Annotated in this window: 20 protein-coding genes; 9 read left to right on the top strand and 11 right to left on the bottom strand. The window is 69.5% G+C overall.

Going from position 1 to position 18166, the window contains the following annotated elements:
• Positions 1-43: 43 nt before the first annotated feature.
• The 8 genes from metC to WQO_RS18350 all read right to left on the bottom strand — a co-directional run bounded on the left by metC (position 44) and on the right by WQO_RS18350 (position 10192).
• Positions 44-1234: a cystathionine beta-lyase gene (gene metC / locus WQO_RS18385; protein WP_010063147.1), complete on the bottom strand. Its 1191-nt coding sequence runs from the start codon at positions 1232-1234 to the stop codon at positions 44-46.
• Positions 1231-2493, bottom strand: a complete 1263-nt coding sequence (locus WQO_RS18380; RefSeq protein ID WP_010063146.1) for an MFS transporter — start codon at positions 2491-2493, stop codon at positions 1231-1233. Before WQO_RS18380 ends, metC begins: the two co-directional genes overlap by 4 nt.
• The gene (locus WQO_RS18375; RefSeq protein WP_010063145.1) at positions 2490-3365 is read right to left on the bottom strand and encodes a sulfurtransferase; all 876 of its coding nucleotides are present in this window, start codon (positions 3363-3365) and stop codon (positions 2490-2492) included. Before WQO_RS18375 ends, WQO_RS18380 begins: the two co-directional genes overlap by 4 nt.
• 5 nt (positions 3366-3370) lie before the next feature.
• Complete coding sequence (locus WQO_RS18370; protein ID WP_010063144.1) at positions 3371-4597, bottom strand: ATP-grasp domain-containing protein; 1227 nt, start codon at positions 4595-4597, stop codon at positions 3371-3373.
• A 20-nt stretch (positions 4598-4617) separates the two neighbouring features.
• Positions 4618-5871, bottom strand: a complete 1254-nt coding sequence (locus WQO_RS18365) for a radical SAM protein (RefSeq protein ID WP_193407212.1) — start codon at positions 5869-5871, stop codon at positions 4618-4620.
• 87 nt (positions 5872-5958) lie between these two features.
• Complete coding sequence (locus WQO_RS18360; protein ID WP_010063141.1) at positions 5959-7131, bottom strand: ATP-grasp domain-containing protein; 1173 nt, start codon at positions 7129-7131, stop codon at positions 5959-5961.
• 879 nt (positions 7132-8010) lie between these two features.
• Positions 8011-9129 carry a fatty acid desaturase family protein gene (locus WQO_RS18355; protein ID WP_010063140.1) on the bottom strand — a complete coding sequence of 373 codons (1119 nt, stop codon included), beginning with the start codon at positions 9127-9129 and terminating at the stop codon, positions 8011-8013.
• A gap of 7 nt (positions 9130-9136) precedes the next feature.
• Positions 9137-10192, bottom strand: a complete 1056-nt coding sequence (locus WQO_RS18350; RefSeq protein WP_029182558.1) for a ferredoxin reductase — start codon at positions 10190-10192, stop codon at positions 9137-9139.
• A gap of 86 nt (positions 10193-10278) precedes the next feature.
• Here WQO_RS18350 and WQO_RS18345 point away from each other — a divergent pair, with 86 nt between their 5' ends.
• From WQO_RS18345 to WQO_RS18305, 9 genes are all read left to right on the top strand, one after another.
• Entirely contained in the window at positions 10279-11418 is a 1140-nt protein-coding gene (locus WQO_RS18345; RefSeq protein WP_029182557.1) for a PucR family transcriptional regulator, read from the top strand.
• A 179-nt stretch (positions 11419-11597) separates the two neighbouring features.
• Entirely contained in the window at positions 11598-11936 is a 339-nt protein-coding gene (locus WQO_RS18340; protein ID WP_010063137.1) for a thioredoxin family protein, read from the top strand.
• Positions 11937-12117: 181 nt separating this feature from the next.
• Complete coding sequence (locus WQO_RS18335) at positions 12118-13218, top strand: DUF1800 family protein (RefSeq protein ID WP_107115830.1); 1101 nt, start codon at positions 12118-12120, stop codon at positions 13216-13218.
• Between the two features lie 257 nt (positions 13219-13475).
• The gene (locus WQO_RS18330) at positions 13476-13973 is read left to right on the top strand and encodes a hypothetical protein (RefSeq protein WP_010063135.1); all 498 of its coding nucleotides are present in this window, start codon (positions 13476-13478) and stop codon (positions 13971-13973) included.
• A gap of 131 nt (positions 13974-14104) precedes the next feature.
• On the top strand, positions 14105-14479 hold the full coding sequence (locus WQO_RS18325; RefSeq protein ID WP_143203364.1) for a hypothetical protein: 375 nt from the start codon (positions 14105-14107) through the stop codon (positions 14477-14479).
• A gap of 85 nt (positions 14480-14564) precedes the next feature.
• Entirely contained in the window at positions 14565-15143 is a 579-nt protein-coding gene (locus WQO_RS18320) for a hypothetical protein (RefSeq protein ID WP_010063132.1), read from the top strand.
• Positions 15140-15349 (top strand): DUF6243 family protein, encoded by a 210-nt coding sequence (locus WQO_RS18315; protein ID WP_010063131.1) that lies wholly within the window; start codon positions 15140-15142, stop codon positions 15347-15349. The genes WQO_RS18320 and WQO_RS18315 overlap by 4 nt, the downstream gene beginning before the upstream one ends.
• A 7-nt stretch (positions 15350-15356) precedes the next feature.
• On the top strand, positions 15357-15788 hold the full coding sequence (locus WQO_RS18310) for a hypothetical protein (RefSeq protein ID WP_010063130.1): 432 nt from the start codon (positions 15357-15359) through the stop codon (positions 15786-15788).
• Positions 15789-16295 carry a hypothetical protein gene (locus WQO_RS18305; protein ID WP_148660125.1) on the top strand — a complete coding sequence of 169 codons (507 nt, stop codon included), beginning with the start codon at positions 15789-15791 and terminating at the stop codon, positions 16293-16295.
• A gap of 46 nt (positions 16296-16341) precedes the next feature.
• Here the strand turns inward: WQO_RS18305 and WQO_RS18300 are convergent, their stop codons facing one another.
• The 3 genes from WQO_RS18300 to WQO_RS18290 form a co-directional block, all read right to left on the bottom strand.
• The gene (locus WQO_RS18300) at positions 16342-16770 is read right to left on the bottom strand and encodes a hypothetical protein (RefSeq protein WP_010063128.1); all 429 of its coding nucleotides are present in this window, start codon (positions 16768-16770) and stop codon (positions 16342-16344) included.
• A 145-nt stretch (positions 16771-16915) separates the two neighbouring features.
• Positions 16916-17686: a polysaccharide deacetylase family protein gene (locus tag WQO_RS18295; protein ID WP_010063127.1), complete on the bottom strand. Its 771-nt coding sequence runs from the start codon at positions 17684-17686 to the stop codon at positions 16916-16918.
• Positions 17687-17851: 165 nt separating this feature from the next.
• Positions 17852-18067 carry a DUF4287 domain-containing protein gene (locus WQO_RS18290; RefSeq protein WP_010063125.1) on the bottom strand — a complete coding sequence of 72 codons (216 nt, stop codon included), beginning with the start codon at positions 18065-18067 and terminating at the stop codon, positions 17852-17854.
• Positions 18068-18166 lie beyond the last annotated feature (99 nt).

Genomic DNA, 18166 nt, shown 5'->3' with positions numbered 1-18166 from the left:
GCGCCACCGCTCCCGGGCCCGCGGTGTCGCCTCAGCGGTGGGGCTATCCCCTGTTCGCCAGGGCGCCGAAACCTGCCCTCAGGTCACCCTTCAGGTCGTCCAGGCTCTCGAAGCCGACGTGTACCCGGACCAGCGGCCCGCGTCCGGCCCAGGTCCCGGGCAAGCGGTGGGTCTCGGGGTCGGTCGGCACGATCAGGCTCTCGTAGCCGCCGTAGCTGTGACCGATGCCGAAGATCCGAAGCCGGTTCAGCATCGCGTCGATGGCCGGCTTGCCGAAACCCGGCTCCAGTTCGACACCGAACAGCCCCGCCGCTCCGGTGAAGTCGCGGCGCCACAGCTGGTGGCCGGGATCCTCGGGGAGCCCTGGGTGCAGGACGGCCGCCACGCCTTGCTGACCGGCGGTCCAGCGTGCCAGCTCCAGCCCCTGCTGCTGATGCCGGCTCATCCGTACGCTCAAGGTACGCAGCCCGCGCAACCCCAGGTAGGCGTCGTCAGCGCCGGCGCACTGGCCGAGCCGGATGGCCGCGCCGCGGATCACCGGGTAGCTCTCCTGCGTGCAGACGACCGTTCCGAGGATGCTGTCCGCGTGTCCTGTCAGGTATTTGGTTGCGGAGTGGACCACCGCGTCCACGCCCAGCGTCAGCGGTCGGCAGAAGGCAGGCGTGGCCCAGGTGTTGTCCGCGATAGTGGCTACGCCCCGGGCCCGGCAGACGGCGGTGATCGCCGGGATGTCCTGCACGTCGAAGGTGGTGGAGCCCGGGGACTCCAGGTAGACCAACCGCGTCCGGGGGCGCATCAGTTCCTCGATCGCGGCGCCGTCCGAGAGCGGAGCGTAGTACTCGGTCTCCACTCCCAGGGCCGCGAGCGAGTCGCAGAACCTCCGGGTCGGCAGATAGACGGAGTCGCTGACGAGGAGGTGGTCGCCGGCCCGGACGTACGCGAGGATCGCCGTGGTGATCGCCGAGAGACCGGAGCAGGTCGCCACCGCCGCGTGCCCGCCCTCCAGTTCGGTCAGCGCCTCCTCGAAAGCGCGGCTGGTGGGGGTACCGAAACGCCCGTAGACCGGGCCTTCGCGTTTGAGCGGATCCGCCTGCGAGACGTCCATCTCGGCCATGTCCCGGTAAAGGACGGTGGAGGCGCGGTGTACGGGCGGATTGACGTAGCCGCCCTGCTGCCGGTGGCCGGAGCCCGCGTGCACGAAACGCGTCTCCTGCGAGAAGGCTGACTCGTTCACCGGGCCACCCCCGTTTCGACCGCGATCGTTTCGGGAACGGCCGGGCGTGTGCGACCACCCAGCAGCAGGGCGAGCAGAGCCGCGCCCGCGCACTGGGCCGCCACCACCAGCCAGAACGTACCCAGGTGCCCGGCGGCCTCGAAGTGGGCGAAGACGAACCCGCCGACGACACCGGCGAGGAGACCGCCGATTCCGGCGGCCAGCCGCTGGACACCGAAGGCGAACGCAGGGTTGCCGGGCACACGGTCGACGAGTTCCAGATCGCAGCGGAGGAAGAGGAAGATCTCGCCGAGGGTGAAGAATGCGGTGCCGGCCAACAGGGCAGGAAGGCCGCCGAGCGCCATGCTCGCCATGCCGAGTGCCATCAGGCCGAACGAACCGGCCATCAGCAGGCGGTAGTCGGCGGAGGCGATGCGGTCGGCAAGCGGAGGCTGGAGCAACACCACCATGGCGCAGTTGAGTAGCATCACCCATCCGAGAAGCTGGATGTCGGACACTCCGGCCGCATACAGGCCGATGAAGCTCTGGAAGAAGAAGTAGAGGTAGAAGGCGAGCGCGGTGAAGAGGACCGGGCGCAGTGCGCCGCGCAGCGCCGCCCGCTTCCCACGGACCTTCTCGCTCCCGCGCGTCGCCGGAGGCGCGTCCGGCCGACGCTCGACCGGTTTCAGGGCAGTTTGGTGGGCCGCGGTGATCAGCGCGAAGAGCCCGGCGAGACCGACGAGCAGCAGCAGCGGATCGGCGTCGATCAGCAGCGCGGCGAGCAGCGGCCCGATCCCCATGCCCGCGTTGAGTGCGGCACTGCTCACTCCGAGGAAGAGCGGACGCAGTTCGTCGGAGACGCTGGTGACGATGTACGCCTTGTTCGCCGGCAGGTACAACGCCGGACCGGCTGCCACGAGGACGACGGCCGGGTAGGCGACCCAGGGCACCGTGACGGCCACTCCGAGCAGAGCCAGGCCGGCCGTGCGCACGGTGAGCGCGAGCACCATGGTCCGCTTGAGACCGATCCGGTCCACGACCGCACCCCCGAGGATGCTGCCGCCGAACTGGATGAAGGTGGCCACGGCCACCAGGGTTCCGGCCACCCGGATGTCCAGGCCGATCGCCTTGACCATGAGCACCCCGATGAACGGCGTGACCATGTAGCTGCCGAGAGCGACGACGAAGGACAGACCGATCAGGGCCTTGAGACCGGCCGGCAGGCTGGTGAAGGTCCGCCATTTCCCGGTGAGCCGGCCACCGCGAGTTCCTTCGGTCACCGCGGGCTGCTCCCGTCGAGGCCGTCGCCCGTCACCACCGGCCGGTCGGAGGGCAGGCCCCACTCGCTCCATGAACCGTCGTACACGGCGAGGTCGTCGTAGCCGGCCAAGGTGGCCCCCAGGGCGAGGACGCAGGCGGTGACCCCGGAGCCGCAGCTGAAGTACAGCTGCTCACGCCCCCCGGCCGCCCTCTCGAACACCGTGCGCAGCTCGTGCGTCGGACGCATCACGCCGCCGTCCCGTTGGATCTCCCCGAAGGGGAGGCTGACGGCACCCGGCATGTGGCCCCCGCGCAGGCCCGGGCGCGGCTCCGGCGCGGTACCGGCGTAGCGTTTCGCGGTGCGTGCGTCGAGCACGACGGCTGCCGGGTCGGCGAGGGCCGAGGCGACGGCATCGGCGTCCACGATCAACCCCGGCCGGGGCCGGGCGGTGAAGGTGCCGCGCGGGCCGTCGTAGGCGGCGGGCGACTGCTCTACCGGATGGCCGGCCGCGACCCAGGCGGGCAGTCCGCCGTCGAGGACAACGACCCTGTCAGCACCCATGGCACGCAGCATCCACCAGGCGCGGGCGCTGGAGTAGATGCCTTGGGCGTCGTAGACGACCACCATGTCGGAGTCGTGCACGCCGAGCGCGCGCAGGGCTTCGGTGAACTGCCGGGCACCGGGCATGGTGTGCGGCACGGTGGAGGTGTGATCGGACAGGTCCCCGTCGAGGTCGAAGGGGCGGGCCCCGGGGATGCGCACAGCCGCGCCCCGGTGGGCGCCGACCGAGGCGTCGAAGAGGATCACGCCCTCCTCGCGCAGGGCAGCCAGCCGGTCGGCCCCGACGAGCGGGCCGGGGAGGTCGGTGGCAGGGCTGCCGGGGCGTGTCATCGCACTCATGCGGTACCTCCGAGGGAATCGGCGGGCCGCCACCGGGTGTTGTCGGAGAACCAGCCCGCCACATGTTCGAGATTGGCTGCCACATCCTCCTCCGTGGTCCCGTCGACCACGTAACCGGCCAGGAACAGACCGGACTTGACTCCGCCGTTGAACTGCTGGCCGGCCGCCCCGGTGAGGGTCGTTTCGCGGACGCACTCGGGCGGGCCGGCCCCGGGGCCGGTCGCCGGCAGGTATTCGAGTACTCCCTTCCGGGGCGGGATGCACAGCGCTCCGGCAGGCCGGTAGGTAAGGGCGCCCGGCGTCGGGGGCAGGCCGCACTCCGCGTACAGCCACTCCTTGTCCAGGTCGATCCCGAACGCGTGTCGGACCATCCCGCTGATCATGCCGCCACCGGTGCGGCTGGCGATCTCGCAGAAGACCAGTCGGTCATCGGGCGTGATCCAGAACTCGGCGTGGAAGGCTGTCTGCGAGGGGGTCGGCAACTCGGCGAGGACCGCCCGTGCCGCCTTGACCAGCCGGTCGTACGACGGGTCCTGCCGGGTGAGCGGAAGGTTGGCCACCCAGTCGTCGTCCCGGAAGGACAGGCAGTCGTTGAGGTACCGGAAGGGATGCACGAAAACCACTTCTCCCCCGGCGACCAGCCCGTCCACGTGGTACATCTGCCCCGGTACGAACTCCTCGATCTCGCTCTCTCCCCGCCACGGGTCGGCGAGGTACGCGTCCAGCTCCGCCTCCTCGCGTACGATCACCGCTCCCAGCGAGCCCGATTCGGACACGGGCTTGATCACGACGGGGTATCCGTACTCGGCGACGAATTCGAGGGCTGTGTAAGCCGAGTCGAGCCGTCGGTAGGCGGGCACGTCGACGGGACCGCCCGCGAGGTGGTCCTTCATGACCACCTTGTCGCGGAAGGCGAGCGCGCTGGATACGTCCTGACCCGGCAGCCCGAGCAGCTCCCGCAGGTGGGCGGCCCGCACGATGTCGGCCTCGGCGCGGGCGAAGACCGCCTCGACCGCGAACTCGCGGGCCAGGTGCAGCGCGGTCTTCTCGACCAGCTGGTTGGTGTCGTACGCGTCGAAGGCATGGACGTGCGGGAGGTGGGAGTAGCCCGCGGCGTACTCGGAAGCGGTCACGATGACGGGGACGATTCCCGAACCCGTCAGCCACTGGTCGTACGGGGTCCTGGCGTAGGGCGTCTTGGCGAAGACGAGGATGTGGGGCATCGTGCTGGGAACCTCTCGGGTCAGGGCCGGGAATCGGTGAGGAGCGGCAGTCGGCGCCGCGCCGGGACCCGGGAGATCAGGCCGAGCTCCTCGGACAGTTCGGTGGCGAAACAGCCGTCCTTGTACGTGCCGGAGAGCCGCTTGGCGGTGAACGTCTCGATCTCCTCGTGATCGAACTCCACGTCGTACGTGGTCTCCTCACCCGCATCACCCTGGGTGACCGTGCGGACCAGGTGCCCCAGGTGCGGCTCGAAGGTGTTGACGCAGCCGACGATGTCGCCGATCTTCTCGCGACGGCCCTCGGGCCCGTCCGAGAGCGTCTCCTCCTGCGCGGGGATGGCGGCGAACAGCTGGCGGCCTGCCCGGCACCAGCCGACGTGACCGGGGAAGCCCATGACCTTGATGCCGAAAGTGCCGAAATCCTCGCTGACGCCGAGTTGGAAGCCGAGCGGAACAGTCTCGTGAATCCACTTGAAATCCCGGTACGCCTGTTCCGTCTCCTCACGGGAGAGACGGAGTTCGGGGTGCCGGCCGCCGTGGTCGGTGAAGTTGTTGAACCGGACGGTGGCGACACCCAGCCTGTTGAAGTAGCGGGCGTAGCGCTCCAGGGAGGTGCGGCCGTGGTTGTGGCGGCCGACGGTGACGCCGATGTTGACGCGGAAGGCGTCCTCGGGGTCGATGCCCTTGTTGTACTCGGCGATGCGGCGCAGCACCTCCTCGGTGTCCGCGCCGGAGAAGACGCCCTTGATGGGATACGTCTTGTGGTCGACGATCTCGAGATTCTCGTCGATCACGCCGTGATAGGTGATGGAGATGGTGCCGTAGCCGTTCTCCACGGCCAGGTCGAGGAGCTCGGTCCAGTTGTCGGCGAGCAGGGGGCGGCCGCTGGTCCAGGCGTCTCCCTTCTCCATGGTCTCGGTGGGCTTGTGGTCGGATTCCTGCCGGAACTCGCGGTTGTTCGCCGGCCCGTAGATCCGCATGAAGGCACCGTCGTAGGCGAAGCTGTCCACGTAACGCGGGTAGACGTGGTAGCCGTGCGACTGGAGACCCTGAAGAATGAGGGGTCCTTCCTCCAGCGCGAAGGACTTGTCGTAGACCTTCTCGTAGTTGACGAACCAACAGTGGCTGCACTTCTGACCGCAGGTGTTCTTCCCGATCTTCGTATCGAGGTCGAGGTAGATGTGGATGTCCTGGGGCTTGATGTCCTTGAAAGGCATCGAGAACGGAGCGTCCCCGTGGAAGTCATAGGAAATAGGGTCATTCTTGACAGACATGTGTCCCCCCGTGTGTTGGTGTGCCCGATGAAGCAGTGAGTGAAGGAATGAGACCGCGCGGGCCAGGCAGTACGGCCCGTGTTCCGGTCAGACCGGAGGACCGGGGATGGTGGTGACCACCCGATGGGAGATCAGCTCCGCCACGGCCGCCGCGCAGGCGTCGGTGTCGGTCGCGGTCAGGACGGCCATGCCGAGTCGGTCCGAGGATGAGCGCAACGGACGGACCTCGTCCCCGGGGAGAACGGAGACATCCCAAACGTGGACGTGTCCGTACGTGAGGTCGGGCGGCGGCGCGACAGCCGCCACACGTCCGGGCGACGCGGTGAGAAAGACGGTGGCAGCAGCGGACGCCGATGCGGGCCCCCGGGGCGCCTCCGCGCCGATGGCCCAGCCGAGCGCAGCACGACGCCAAATGACCCCGGTGGTGAGGCGGACGAGGTCCGCCAGGCCGTCGCCGCCGAGCCGGGTGTGGGTCTCGATCACGACGACCTTGTCACCGTCGACCATCACCTCGGTGTGGCTCGGTCCGTCGGTCAGGCCGATGGCGTCGAGCAGTTCGCCGATCGCCCGGACGACCAGCTCTTGGCGGCGCGGGTCCAGCGAGGGCGGCGGCATCATATGGCTGACTTCGACGAACCCGTCCGTGGTGCCCTTCTCCGCGATGCCGACGACCGTGTGGTCGCCTCGCACCGAGAGAGCCTCGATGCTGAACTCGGCTCCTTCGACGAACTGTTCGAGCAGGTGGGCTGCCGTACGGCGCTCGGCGGGAAATCCATCGACGCCCTCCACCAGGGCGATGGAGGTGCTGCCGACCCCGTCGACCGGTTTGACCACCCCCCGCCGGTGCACGGAAAGCAGGCGCGCCACGCCTTCCGGGTCGTTCCCCGCCGCGAAGGCCGGATTCAGGTGCGGGGCCCGGCGCTCAAGGATCCGCCGCATCTCCAGCTTGTCGCGGGTGGCCCGCACCACAGCAGGCGCGACGCCGGTAACACCGAGCCGTCTAGCAGCCTGCGCGGCCGGCTCCAGGCCGAATTCGGTCAGGGAGACCACGGCGGTGGGCGCCAGCGGCCGCAGGACCTCGTCGGTGAAGTCGAGAAAGGCCGGCAGGTCCCGGTAGTCGGTGGTGAGAACCCGATCGTCAGGGCCGAGGGCCGGCGCACCGGGCAACTGCACGTGAATCACTTCACCGGGCAGCGTCGCCGCCTCCCGGGCCACCGTCGGATTGGCACCGACGATCACGAGGACCGGCACATCGCCCACACCCCGCGGACTGCCCCCCTGCGATGTTTCCACCGCCACCACTGCGCACACTTACTCTCCCCGTCCCCCATGCCGACTGCTCGTTCGAACGGCGCGGCAGGCAAAACATCGCAAGGGGCGGCGACCTCTGTCAACGGGTTGACAAAAGACCAGGAACCGTTCTTCCCGACAGTTCCTGATCGCACCCGGCCCGTTGGGCCACATCCCGCTCAGATGGATATGCGGCGAGAAGGCCATGCACGCCCGGATGCCACCCAGGCATGCCAGAAGCATGATTCCAGCCAATTTTTCGACAGCCACGAGCCGAGCCCGTGCACAACACGAGACAGCCCGCGCACAAACCGTAGAACTTGCCACTTCTCGGTGGCAAGATGTGGCCAAAAGAGACCTCTCAAGAGGGCTCGCCAGAGTTTCCGTGGAATTCAGCCACTCCCTCACCGACCTGCCTCGCTCGAACCGGGCTTTCTCCCGAGTCACGGGGGAACCGGTCACCGAGCAGGAGGCGAAGGCGACGGCTGAGCTTTTCTAAGGCGCCGGGCTGCACGGGTGCCCGTGCGCCATCGGCACCACGGTCACCAGGTGACGCTCCGCGGGTCCACGCCGGACGCACTCCCTGGCAGGGTCCGCTGCACTGCCAACCCTCGTGCCCCGTCAGTGCCCCCAGCAGAGCGGACAACAGCGGTCAGGTACAGCCTCCAGGGACCATGGCGACCCCAGCTTCCACGCAGGAAAGCCCAGTTCAGCCCTCCTCCGGCAGCCCAAGCACCGCTGACCCCCCAGCTCGGTGCCGTAGAACCCGGGCAGCAGGGACCTCCGCCGGCCGACCAGGCCGTCGTGTCGCAGCGGTGACGTCGCCATGGGCTGAGGTGCGGCGGGACGTCAGGCGGCGATGAGGTTCTGCTCGCGGCCCGGCGTTCCGGTCTTGGGCCGCTTGTTCGGCAGTGAGAGCCGGAAGACCTTGTGCCACGCGGAGAACACCTGCTTGGGCAGCGGGCCGGTGACGTACTCCAGCTCGTACTTCTCGAACAGCGCGCGCACCTTCACCGCGACCTCGGCGTACCGGTTGCTCGGCAGGTCCGGGAACAGGTGGTGCTCGATCTGGTGCGACAGGTTGCCGGTCATGAAGTGCATGGCCTTGCTGCCGCTGATGTTCGCCGAGCCCATCATCTGGCGCAGGTACCACTGGCCGCGTGTCTCGCCCTTGATCGACCGGCGTTCGAAGACCTGTACGCCCTCGGGGAAGTGCCCGCACATGATCACCGAGTGGGTCCAGAGGTTGCGGACCAGGTTCGCGGTGAACGTGGCGGCGAGTGTGGTGAGGAACGAGGGGCCCGACAGCAGCGGGTGGATCACGTAGTCCTTGAGCACCTGCTTGCGGATCTTGCGGCCCACGGCCTTGGCCCGTGCGCGGAACTCCGGGTTCCTGCGGCGGCGCTTGTGGAGGTTCTTGCCGAGCTCCAGGTCGTACGCGGCGATGCCGTACTCGAAGAAGCAGGCGTTGAGGAAGTTCCACAGCGGCTGGCCGAGGTGGAAGGGGTGCCACCTCTGGTCCTCGTCGACGCGCATGATGCCGTAGCCGAGGTCGTTGTCCTTGCCGATCACGTTGGTGTACGTGTGGTGCAGCTCGTTGTGCGAGTGCTTCCACTGGTCGGCCGGCGAGACGTGGTCCCACTCCCAGGCGGTGGAGTGGATCTTCGGGTCGCGCATCCAGTCCCACTGGCCGTGCAGGATGTTGTGGCCGATCTCCATGTTGTCCATGATCTTCGCGACGGACAGCCCGGCGGTGCCGATCAGCCACGCGGGCGGGAAGATCGAGAACAGCAGTACGCCCCTGCTGACCAGCTCCAGCTTGCGCTGCGCCGAGATGACCTTACGGATGTAGGCGGCGTCCTTCTCGCCTCGGTCGGCGATCACCTCGTCGCGGATCGCGTCCAGCTCGCGGCCCAGTTCCTCGATCTGCTCCGCGGACAGGTGGGCGGTGGGGTCGATGGCGGTCAAGGTGCTCCTACCGTTCGATGTCGCAGGGGCCCGCCGCGGCGGACACACAGGTCTGGATGAGGACGCCCGGCTCGGCCTCGGTGATCTCGCCGGTGCGCAGGTCGCGGACGGCGCCCGCCTTGAGCGGTGTGACGCAGCCGAAGCAGATGCCCATGCGGCACCCGGAGGGCATGAGCACGCCGGCTTCCTCGCCGATGTCCAGCAGCGGCGTGGCGCCGTCCGCGTCGACGGTCTTGCCGGTGGTGCTGAACGTGACCTCGCCGCCCTCGCCGGCGACGACGATGCCGGGGCGGAAGCGTTCGGTGTGCAGGCGTGCCTGGACGCCGTGCGCGGTCCAGTGTTCTTCGGCGGCGTCGAGCAGACCCGCGGGCCCGCACGCCCAGGTCTCGCGCTCGGCCCAGTCGGGAACGAGTTCGCCGAGACGGGCGATGTCGAGCATGCCGTCCGTGTCGGTGTGCACCTCGGTGAGCCGCAGCTTCTTGTCCGCGACCAGGCCGTGCAGTTCGTTGCGGAAGATCACGTCCTGCGGCTGTGGCGCGCAGTGGACCATGACGACGTCGTCGAACGCGGTGTCGCGCAGCATGCCCATCACCGGCGTGATGCCGCTGCCGGCCGTCAGGTAGAGCACCTTGGCGGGCTTGGCCTGCGGCAGGACGAAGTCTCCGGTCGGCTGGTCGAGCTGGATCAGCGTGCCCGGTTTCGCCCTGCGGACCAGGTGGTTGCTGACCTTGCCGTCCGGGATCGCCTTGACGGTGATCGTGACACGGCCGTCCCGGCGGTTTGTCGGCGAGGTGACGGAGTAGGCACGCCACAGGCGCACTCCGTCGACGTCGACCCCGATCCGCACGTACTGGCCGGCTCTGTGGCCGCGCCAGCCCCGCCCCGGCCTGATCACGACCGTCGCGGCGTCATCCGTCTCGGGGTGTACGGCCTCGATGCGCCCACGCAGGTCGGCACCCGCACGCAGCGGGCTGACCAGGTCGAGGTAGTCCGACGGCAGCAGCGGCGTCGTGACCATCTCCAGAAGTTTCCACGCCCTGCTGCGGAGGGCTGTACTCGTCATGGCTCCAGCTTGCTGTGCCGCCAGGTGTAAAGTCCTGACCGTAAGACGTGAATCTGGTCGGCGGAATTGTTCGCAAGGAACAAAAAGTGAGTCATGCAGTCCGGAGGGTCAGCGAGCTGGCTCTGGATGAGACGACGGTCACCGCGTTGCGGGCCGCGTTGAAGACCACCGCCGACGAGGTCGTCCAGGCGATCATCGACGAGGTCCCGTCCTACGCCAACGCCCTTTCGGGCCGCATGGGCGGCACCATCCGCCGGGCCGTCCGCACCGCCCTGGGGCACTACCTGGACCTTGCGAGCGGGAACGCCACGGGCGGCGACGGCGATGACGCAGCCTATGAGCTGGGCCGCGGCGAGGTGCGCGACGGGCGTTCGATGGACGCCCTGCTCAGCGCCTACCGCGTCGGCGCCCGCGTGGCCTGGCGATGCCTGGCAGCGGGTGCCGTACCCGCTGGGCTGCCCGCCGCCGAAGTCGCCAAGTTCGCCGAGCTGACCTTCGCCTACATCGACGAGCTCTCCGCCGCGAGCGCCGCGGGCCACGCCGACGAACTGGCCGCCCGGGGCAGGGCCCACGAGCGCCACCTGGAACACCTGGCCCGCGAGATCCTCGCCGGCGCCGGCCCGGACGTGCTGCTGGCCTCCGGCCAACGGGCCGGGTGGCAGCCTCCGGTTTCGCTGACCGCGGTGCTGCTGCCCGCCGCCCAGGCCCGGCCTGTCTACCGGACACTCGACCCGAGCACCCTCGTCCTCGACGATCTGCCGGATGCCACCGGTGTGCTCCTCGTTCCCGATGCCGACCGGTCACGTCTCCTGCGGCAGCTGACCGACCGCGCCGCCGTGGTCGGCCCGCCCCGGCCGTGGACCCAAGCGTCCGCCTCGTACGCACGAGCCGTACGCGCACGCGCCCTCTCCTCCGATATTCGCGACACCGAGGACCACCTGCCCGACCTGGTGCTCAGCGCCGACGCGGACGCCTTCGCAGACCTGCGCGCCCGAGCCCTCGCACCGTTGCAGACCCTGCCTGCCGCAACCGCACGACGGCTGGAGGAGACCTTGCGGGCGTGGCTGCTGCACCAGGGCAGACGGGACAAGGTCGCGGCCGAGTTGTTCGTCCATCCCCAGACGGTCCGCTACCGGATGTCGCAACTCCGGGAGCTGTTTCCCGATCTCGCATCACCGCACCAGGTCCTCGAACTGACGCTGGCGGTCGGCCTCCGGGCCGACTGACGCGTCACCCGTCCGTCGTGGCGAGGGGCCGGGCCGCTCGCCCCGGGGGACACCGCCGTCCTGCGGCGGCCCGTACCTCCCTCCCGGCAGCCGGTCGGACGACCGGCCAGGGCCCACCTGGCACACCGCGCGAGGAATGATGGGGTGGAGTACGAAGCGTGAGGTCAGGAGGAGTTCCCATGCCGAAACTGGTTCACCGGCCTCGTGAGGACGCGGAGTTCGATTTCATCCTCGGGAGAAGCCAGGTTCCGGTTCTCGCCTACTTCGCCGGGGCATGGCCCAAGGCCATCGAGCCCTGCCGGGTGATGGATGTCGTCGTGGGCGACATCGCCGCCGCCTACACGGGCCGCCTGACGGTCGTCCGCACCGACATCACGCGCTGCCCGGCGGCAACCGAGCGATACGGGATCACCGGAGCCCCGTCCTGCCTCCTGTTGAAGGAGGGAGCGGCGGTGGCGCACGGCACCGGGCCCATGACCAGCGATGAGGTGCGGCGGTTCCTGGACGCTCACCTCTGAGCGTCCGCTGCGGCACCCGGGCCTTCGCCGTACCCGTACCCGTGCCCGTGCCCGGGCCCGGGCCCGTGCCCGTCGGCATCACCGGTCGCTGGTGAGGCACTTCGTCGAAGCGTGAGGGTTCACACGGATTTCCCACGCTCCCCTGACCTGGTCGGGACAGTGGCCCGGCAAGCTCAGCGGCATGGGACGCACACTCGATACCAGGGCGCGGGTCACGCGCCTGCTTCAGCGCGCGGGGTTCGATGCCGGTGCGGATGCGGTGGACGCCGCCGCGCGGGCCGGGTTCGACGCGACCCTCGACCGGGTGCTGGGAGAGGCGGTCGACGGCGGTGTCGACGCCACACCCGCCCCCCGGCTGGGGCCGCTGCCCCCTCGCAACGCGGAGGCGCGGGAGAAGCAGAAGGGACGCGGGGAGGACCGGCCCGCCGGCCGTGCTTCCGATCCCGCCCCGCCGGTGCCAGGGGCCGGTGGAACGGCCGACGCCGCCGGGGAGGCCGAAGGCGCGGCCGATCCCGTACGGAAGGCGTACCGCCAGGCTCTGCGCGAGCAGCGGGAGGAGCTGACCGTGTGGTGGCTGGACCGGATGGTGGCCGTCGAGCATCCGTGGGAGGAGAAGCGCACCCTGCTCTGGCACAACCACTGGGCCACCTCGATCCAGAAGGTGAAGTCCGGCGCGGCGATGCTCCAGCAGAACGAGACACTGCGGCGTCTCGGGGGCGGTGACTTCCGGGGACTGGCCCGTGCCATGGTCGTGGACCCCGCGCTGATGGTCTGGCTCGACGCCGGTGGCAGTACGGCGAAGGCGCCCAACGAGAACCTCGCCCGGGAGCTGATGGAGTTGTTCGTCCTCGGCGTCGGCAACTACACCGAGACCGACGTGCGGCAGGCGGCGGCAGTTCTCACCGGATGGACCGTGGATCGGAGTGAGAATCCCTGGGAGGCTCGGACGGTGTCACCGACGCGTTCGGCCGTCGAGGAGGGATCGTGGCCGAAGTGGGCGCAGCCGGAGCCGCCGAGCACGTCCAGCCAGTCCCGCCAGGTCTCCAGGCCGTTGCAACAGCCCGGCTCGACGAAGACGGTGCCGGTGGTGGTGTCGGTCACCCGGAACCCACCGGCGGCGAACAGGTCAGGCATGGTGAGCAACCCGTGCAGGAAGATGCCGAGTGGGTCGGTGGGGCACGGGCCGTGCTCCTCCTCCGGCTCGAAGTCGTTGCAGGCGGCGATCCGCATGACGGCTGTGCGGACCTCCGCCGGAGTCAGCTTCCCGTTCAGCGCGAGGTAGCCGAATGACTCGTGCTCGCCGACCGGCCAGAGCGCGAAGTCATCGGCAGCGAAAATCTCCAGAACGGGGTGCATCACCATCACATGCGGATGATGCCGGACCCACTGATACACCGCCACGGGCTTTCCGTTCCTGCCCGGAGTTCGGAGCGGGCCCGCTGCCTGCGCGGTTTCGCGGTGTGGACCCGCCAACAGGCGCGGCCGGCTCAGTCGCAACCGCCGTGCGGCCGACGGACGCAAGTTCTAGCCTCTCCTGTCATGGAGTGGATATCGCTGGTCAGTACGGCACTTGGCGCGATCATTGGGGTCGGTTCCACCTTGCTCGCCGATCGGGTCAGGTGGCGTCGGGACCGCGCCGGCCAGGACCTCGACGTGCGACGGCAGATGTATGCCGACTACACCGCTGCGCTCTCCCGGATCCGCACAGCGCTCCATGAGTGCGTGCAGGAGGACATCCAGGCCTCCGAGCGACCGCGGAGGATCCGTGAGGTCTTCCTGGTGCCTGGTGCGTACGAGATCCGCCACCAGTTGGCCATCGTCGCACCACCGGAGGTCGTGGAAGCCGCACGATCAGCATTCGTGGTCCTGAGGGATACCCGAGACCTGCTCGTGGCAGGTGCCTCGGTCGACGATGCGGCCGATGCGGAGGCGGAGGAAGAACTTGATGCTGCCGTGGCCGAACTCCGCACCGTCATGCGCCTTGATCTCGGGGCACCCAAGTCGATCACGACACCATCCCCGGGGAGCGGAAGGTGATCAGGTCGCCCTCCACCAAGACCGGCAGGAGGGCCGGTTGGTTGGACGAGCCACAGCCAGGTCGATCTGTCCATTCATTCGCAGGGGAGGCTCATTTGGCAATCTCCCTGCATCAGGGTCCCGTGATCCCCGTGAGCCGATACTCCTCCTGCAGGATCCTGGTCACGAACATCACCGTCGAGGAAACGCGGCGTCTGCTCGGCAGCCTTTTCGACGGGGCCTTCGAGCGGAATACGCTTACGGTCGGCGGGATGGAGATCGAGGTGCGTCGAAATCCCGGCGCCTCATCCGGCGGAGTCGAGGCCGACGACTCTGTCCGGTGGCCTGTCCAGATCGCGACGGAGACCGTGACGCCACACGGCGAAACGGCTGCGGTGGAGACCGTTTCACGTATTCTCGAATCCCTGTGGGGCGCCCGGGCGCAGGCCGTCGCAGCCTGTGACTTCGAGGATGAACTTCCATGGAGGGGAGGCATCCAGCGGCTACGGGATTCCGATGACGGCTGAGGTCCCGTGTTATCGCCCGGGGCCGGAGGCATGCCATAGCCCCTGGCACGGGGGCGCCTGGTCCAGGAAGGGTGACCCACCTCGGATGATGCACACCCGCGACCGCCTGGCTGCGGAGCTCCAGCGTGTCAGGGAGCACCGGCCTGTCCGGGAGCGCCCGGATGTGGATGCCGCGCCTCCTGCTCTCTCCCTCTTCGTCATCGATGTCTCCGGGGACGCCGCGGCGTACGTGGAACGTCTGCGCTCGGTGCTCGTGCCCGCCGTACGGCTGGGCTGCACGGCGGACTTCGAGCAGGAGAGCCTGCCGGTCGACGAGGTCCCGGGCTGGTTCGCCGCGGTGGGTTCCGGGGCCGGGTCCCGGGGCGAGGAGCGGGTGCCTCATTTTGCCCGGGCGGGCCGCGAGGCGTACGCGGGGCACACCGGGGGCGGCCGGCCGTGGGATCTCCAGGACTGGCTGTACCGCTTCGACCCGGACGAGGACTCCCGGGGCTGGGAGTGGTGGGACGCCACCGTGGCCGGACCGTCCCGCGTCCATGTCGGGGTGGACAGTTGGGGGGAGTCCTTCTTCGGATGCCAGGATCTGCTCTGGGCCGTTTTCACGGCGGGCGCGGTCCGCGTCGACGGACCGACGGTTCAGATCACCTCATTCCGGGAGAAAACATGACCGACAGCAAGAACATCAATAATCCCGTGGGCATGGGCGGAGGCCAGCGCAAGCGGCAGTCCCGCGCCGAACGGCAGAACAACGGGCCGCACCGCAACCTCGACCGCAAGAACGCGGCCGAGCAGAAGGCGGAGCTGGTGCGCAAGATGCGGGAGAAGGCGGGCCGGGCGGAGGGCGCCGGGCAGACGGACACGGCCGGCGGCTGAAGGACACGTGATCCACGCGTTCGCGTTCCGCTTTCGAGGTCCGGCGGGCGGGCTCGCGGTGAATCTGCGGGCCGAAGCCGCCTCGCTCGAAGGCGGGGTCCCGCCGCACAGCATGCAGATCCACCGGAAGATCTGGCTCGGTCTCCCGGCAGCCGGCCTGCACTGGAAGGACGCCGCCTGGCTGGCGTTCGGGGTGTCCCTCAACGCCCGTGCCCTGAGTGAGCTCGCTCCCGACGGTGTCCTGATCCGCACGGCCTCGCTCGACTGTCCGCTGAGCGACTATCGGCCCGAGGCGGCGGCGTTGGCCATGGACGGATGGCTCCATGAGCGGTTCTCCCTGGAGAGCTCGGGTGCCGCCGTCACGTACGACGCTTCACGGGGTGGGTTCGTCTTCTCCTGGGGTGGAGTGGCCGAACCCTTCGTGCAGAAGGCGACGTAAGTGCGAAGCAACGCTCGCATGCGGGAACTGCTCCGGGCGACGGGCGTCTTCGGTCTGAGCCATCAGGACATCCCGCCCCTGTTCCGCGAGGTCGCGGAACGCGGGTGGTCCGTCACCGCCTCCGGTGGGCGTGTGCTGACCGATCTCCGGCCGGAGACACCCGGCCGCTACGTCGACCGGCTCGCGGAGGAGACCACGGTCAACGGGAGAGGCATGACCGACTACGACCTCCCCGCCGCGCCGCACGAACGCACGCCGCTCCTCGTCCGCCGGTGTCTGGCATACGTGTGCGCCTGCCTCCGGGAGGCGCAGGAGGAGTTCGGCGACTCCCGGGTGAGGGCGTACGTCTCGTTGTCATGCGCCGATACGCACGAGGGCCTCCTCACCTCGAACGTCACCTTCTGCACCCCGCTTGCCGACGTTCGCCCCTGCATCCCGGGCCTGGAGCAGGTGAGGGATGCGGCTGTCGCCGAGATCTCCGCGGAGGACTGCCGGGCGTGGTGGTGACAGCAGCGCGCAGCCGTTCCGCCGGCCCGGGCCCGGACCGTCCCCCTCAGCCGTGCAGCGTCGCGTTGCTGTAGACGTACAGGCCGATCACCCCGACGACGCAGATGACGATCACCCACGAGCCGAAGCCGGTGTGCCGTCCCCTGCCCTTGCGGCGCGCGGCCCTTCCCGGTCGGCGGGCCCGGCCGGACCCGGGCGCCGCCCCGCCCTGGGTGACCCGCTCCGCATCGGACGCCGCCTCGGCCAGCAGGCGGCGGCAGGCGGCGGCGAGTACGTCCGTACCGGCGGAGAGGGGCACCACGGCCTCCGAGCGCGCCGGGGCGGTGGTGCCGCCGTCCAGGATGCGGCCGGCGCGTACGAGGATCTCGTCCCGGCCGCCCGCCGGGGCGAGGCTGATCCAGCGCCGTACGTGTTCGCCCCGGATGACCATCCCCCCGGACCGCTCCCGGTACACGGTGTGCTCGCGCCACAGCACGCCCGCCAATTCCGCAGCGGTGTCGCGCAGTTGTGCCCCCACGATTCCTCCCCCTCCGCCCCCGGCGAATCGAACAAGCACCGCACTCTACTGGCGTGTGCAGATTCTGTGTTCGGCCGGGGGCAGCTGAAGCGCGGAGACTCGCTCAGCGCACGGGGAAGCCGAAGGTGTAGCCCTGTTCCCGCAGCCAGGGCAGGACCTCGCGCAGAGCCGTCACGGTCTCGGAGCGTTCGCCGCCCGCGTCGTGGAAGAGGACGGTCGGGCCGCCCGAGATCTCGCGCTTGACGGTGGCGACCATCGTGTCCGCACCGGGGTGTTCGAAGTCCTTGGTGTCGACGTTCCAGCCGAGCGGCCGCATCCCGTGGGACGCGGCGAGCTGCCGGCTGTACGGGGTGAAGGCACCGCCCGGGGCCCGGTAGTACTGCGAGCGGACGCCCCCGGACGCCTTGATGATCATGCGTTCGGCGTCCAGGATCTGCTGGGACTGGTAGGCCTCGGGCTGGGTGTCCATGGTGGTGTCGTGCGAGACGGTGTGGTTGCACAGGCGGTGGCCGTCCGCCACGACCTTCTTGACCAGGTCCGGGTAGGCCTTGGCCTGGGTGCCCACCATGCAGAAGGTGGCCTTCACGCCTTCGTCCTTCAGCAGGCGCAGCACCTGCGGCGTCCAGACCGGGTCCGGTCCGTCGTCGATGGTGATGTTGACGCCCCGCGGGCCGGCCTCCGAGGCGTGCGCGATGTCCGCCGCCACCTTCTTGGCCGGCCGTGCGTCGGCGGCAGCCGGGGAGCCGGCGCCCTTCGACTGCCCGGTGGTGCCGGCCTGGGCGGTCCACACCGAGGCGGCGGCGGCCAGCGCCGTCACGCCGAGCGCCGCCGCGAGGAGCCTGCTGTTCCGGGCCCGTCCCTTGTGCTTCGCCATGTCCGCCCGCCCCTTTGCCGTGTCCACCCGATGCCGTGCACCCATCCAGACCTGCGCACGCCCGGGTGGGGTCCCTCGGTTACCGAGCGCGGACATATCTGCGGGCAAGCGGCGACAAACGGCGGTGTTCCGCGACGTGGGGGGCAGTTGGCGGGGGCTCAGGGGTCAGCGGGCGCTGTCCTCCGCCAGCGTGTGCGCCACCAGGGCGTTGGCGTGCCCGTGGCCCAGGCCGTGTTCGGACTCGAGCCAGCCGACCAGCTCCATGTGCTTCGTCAGCGGGGAGCTGCGGATGAGGCCCTTCCACTCGGCGACCGGGCGGCCGTACTTCTTCTCGATCGAGGGGAAGTAGCTCGCAGGGCCCTTCACGGCGTTGTCGGTCATGGCGTGTCCCGTCTGTTGGGTGGGAGCGGGCAGACGGGCGCCGCCCCCCGTCCGGTCGGTGTCGCAGGTATGACCGGCGGGGGGGGCGGCGAAATCATC

This window comes from Streptomyces globisporus C-1027, assembly GCF_000261345.2.
Classification (GTDB): Bacteria; Actinomycetota; Actinomycetes; order Streptomycetales; family Streptomycetaceae; genus Streptomyces; species Streptomyces pakalii.
Note: the sequence above shows the minus strand (reverse complement) of the source record. Positions and strands in the feature narration are given on the sequence as shown.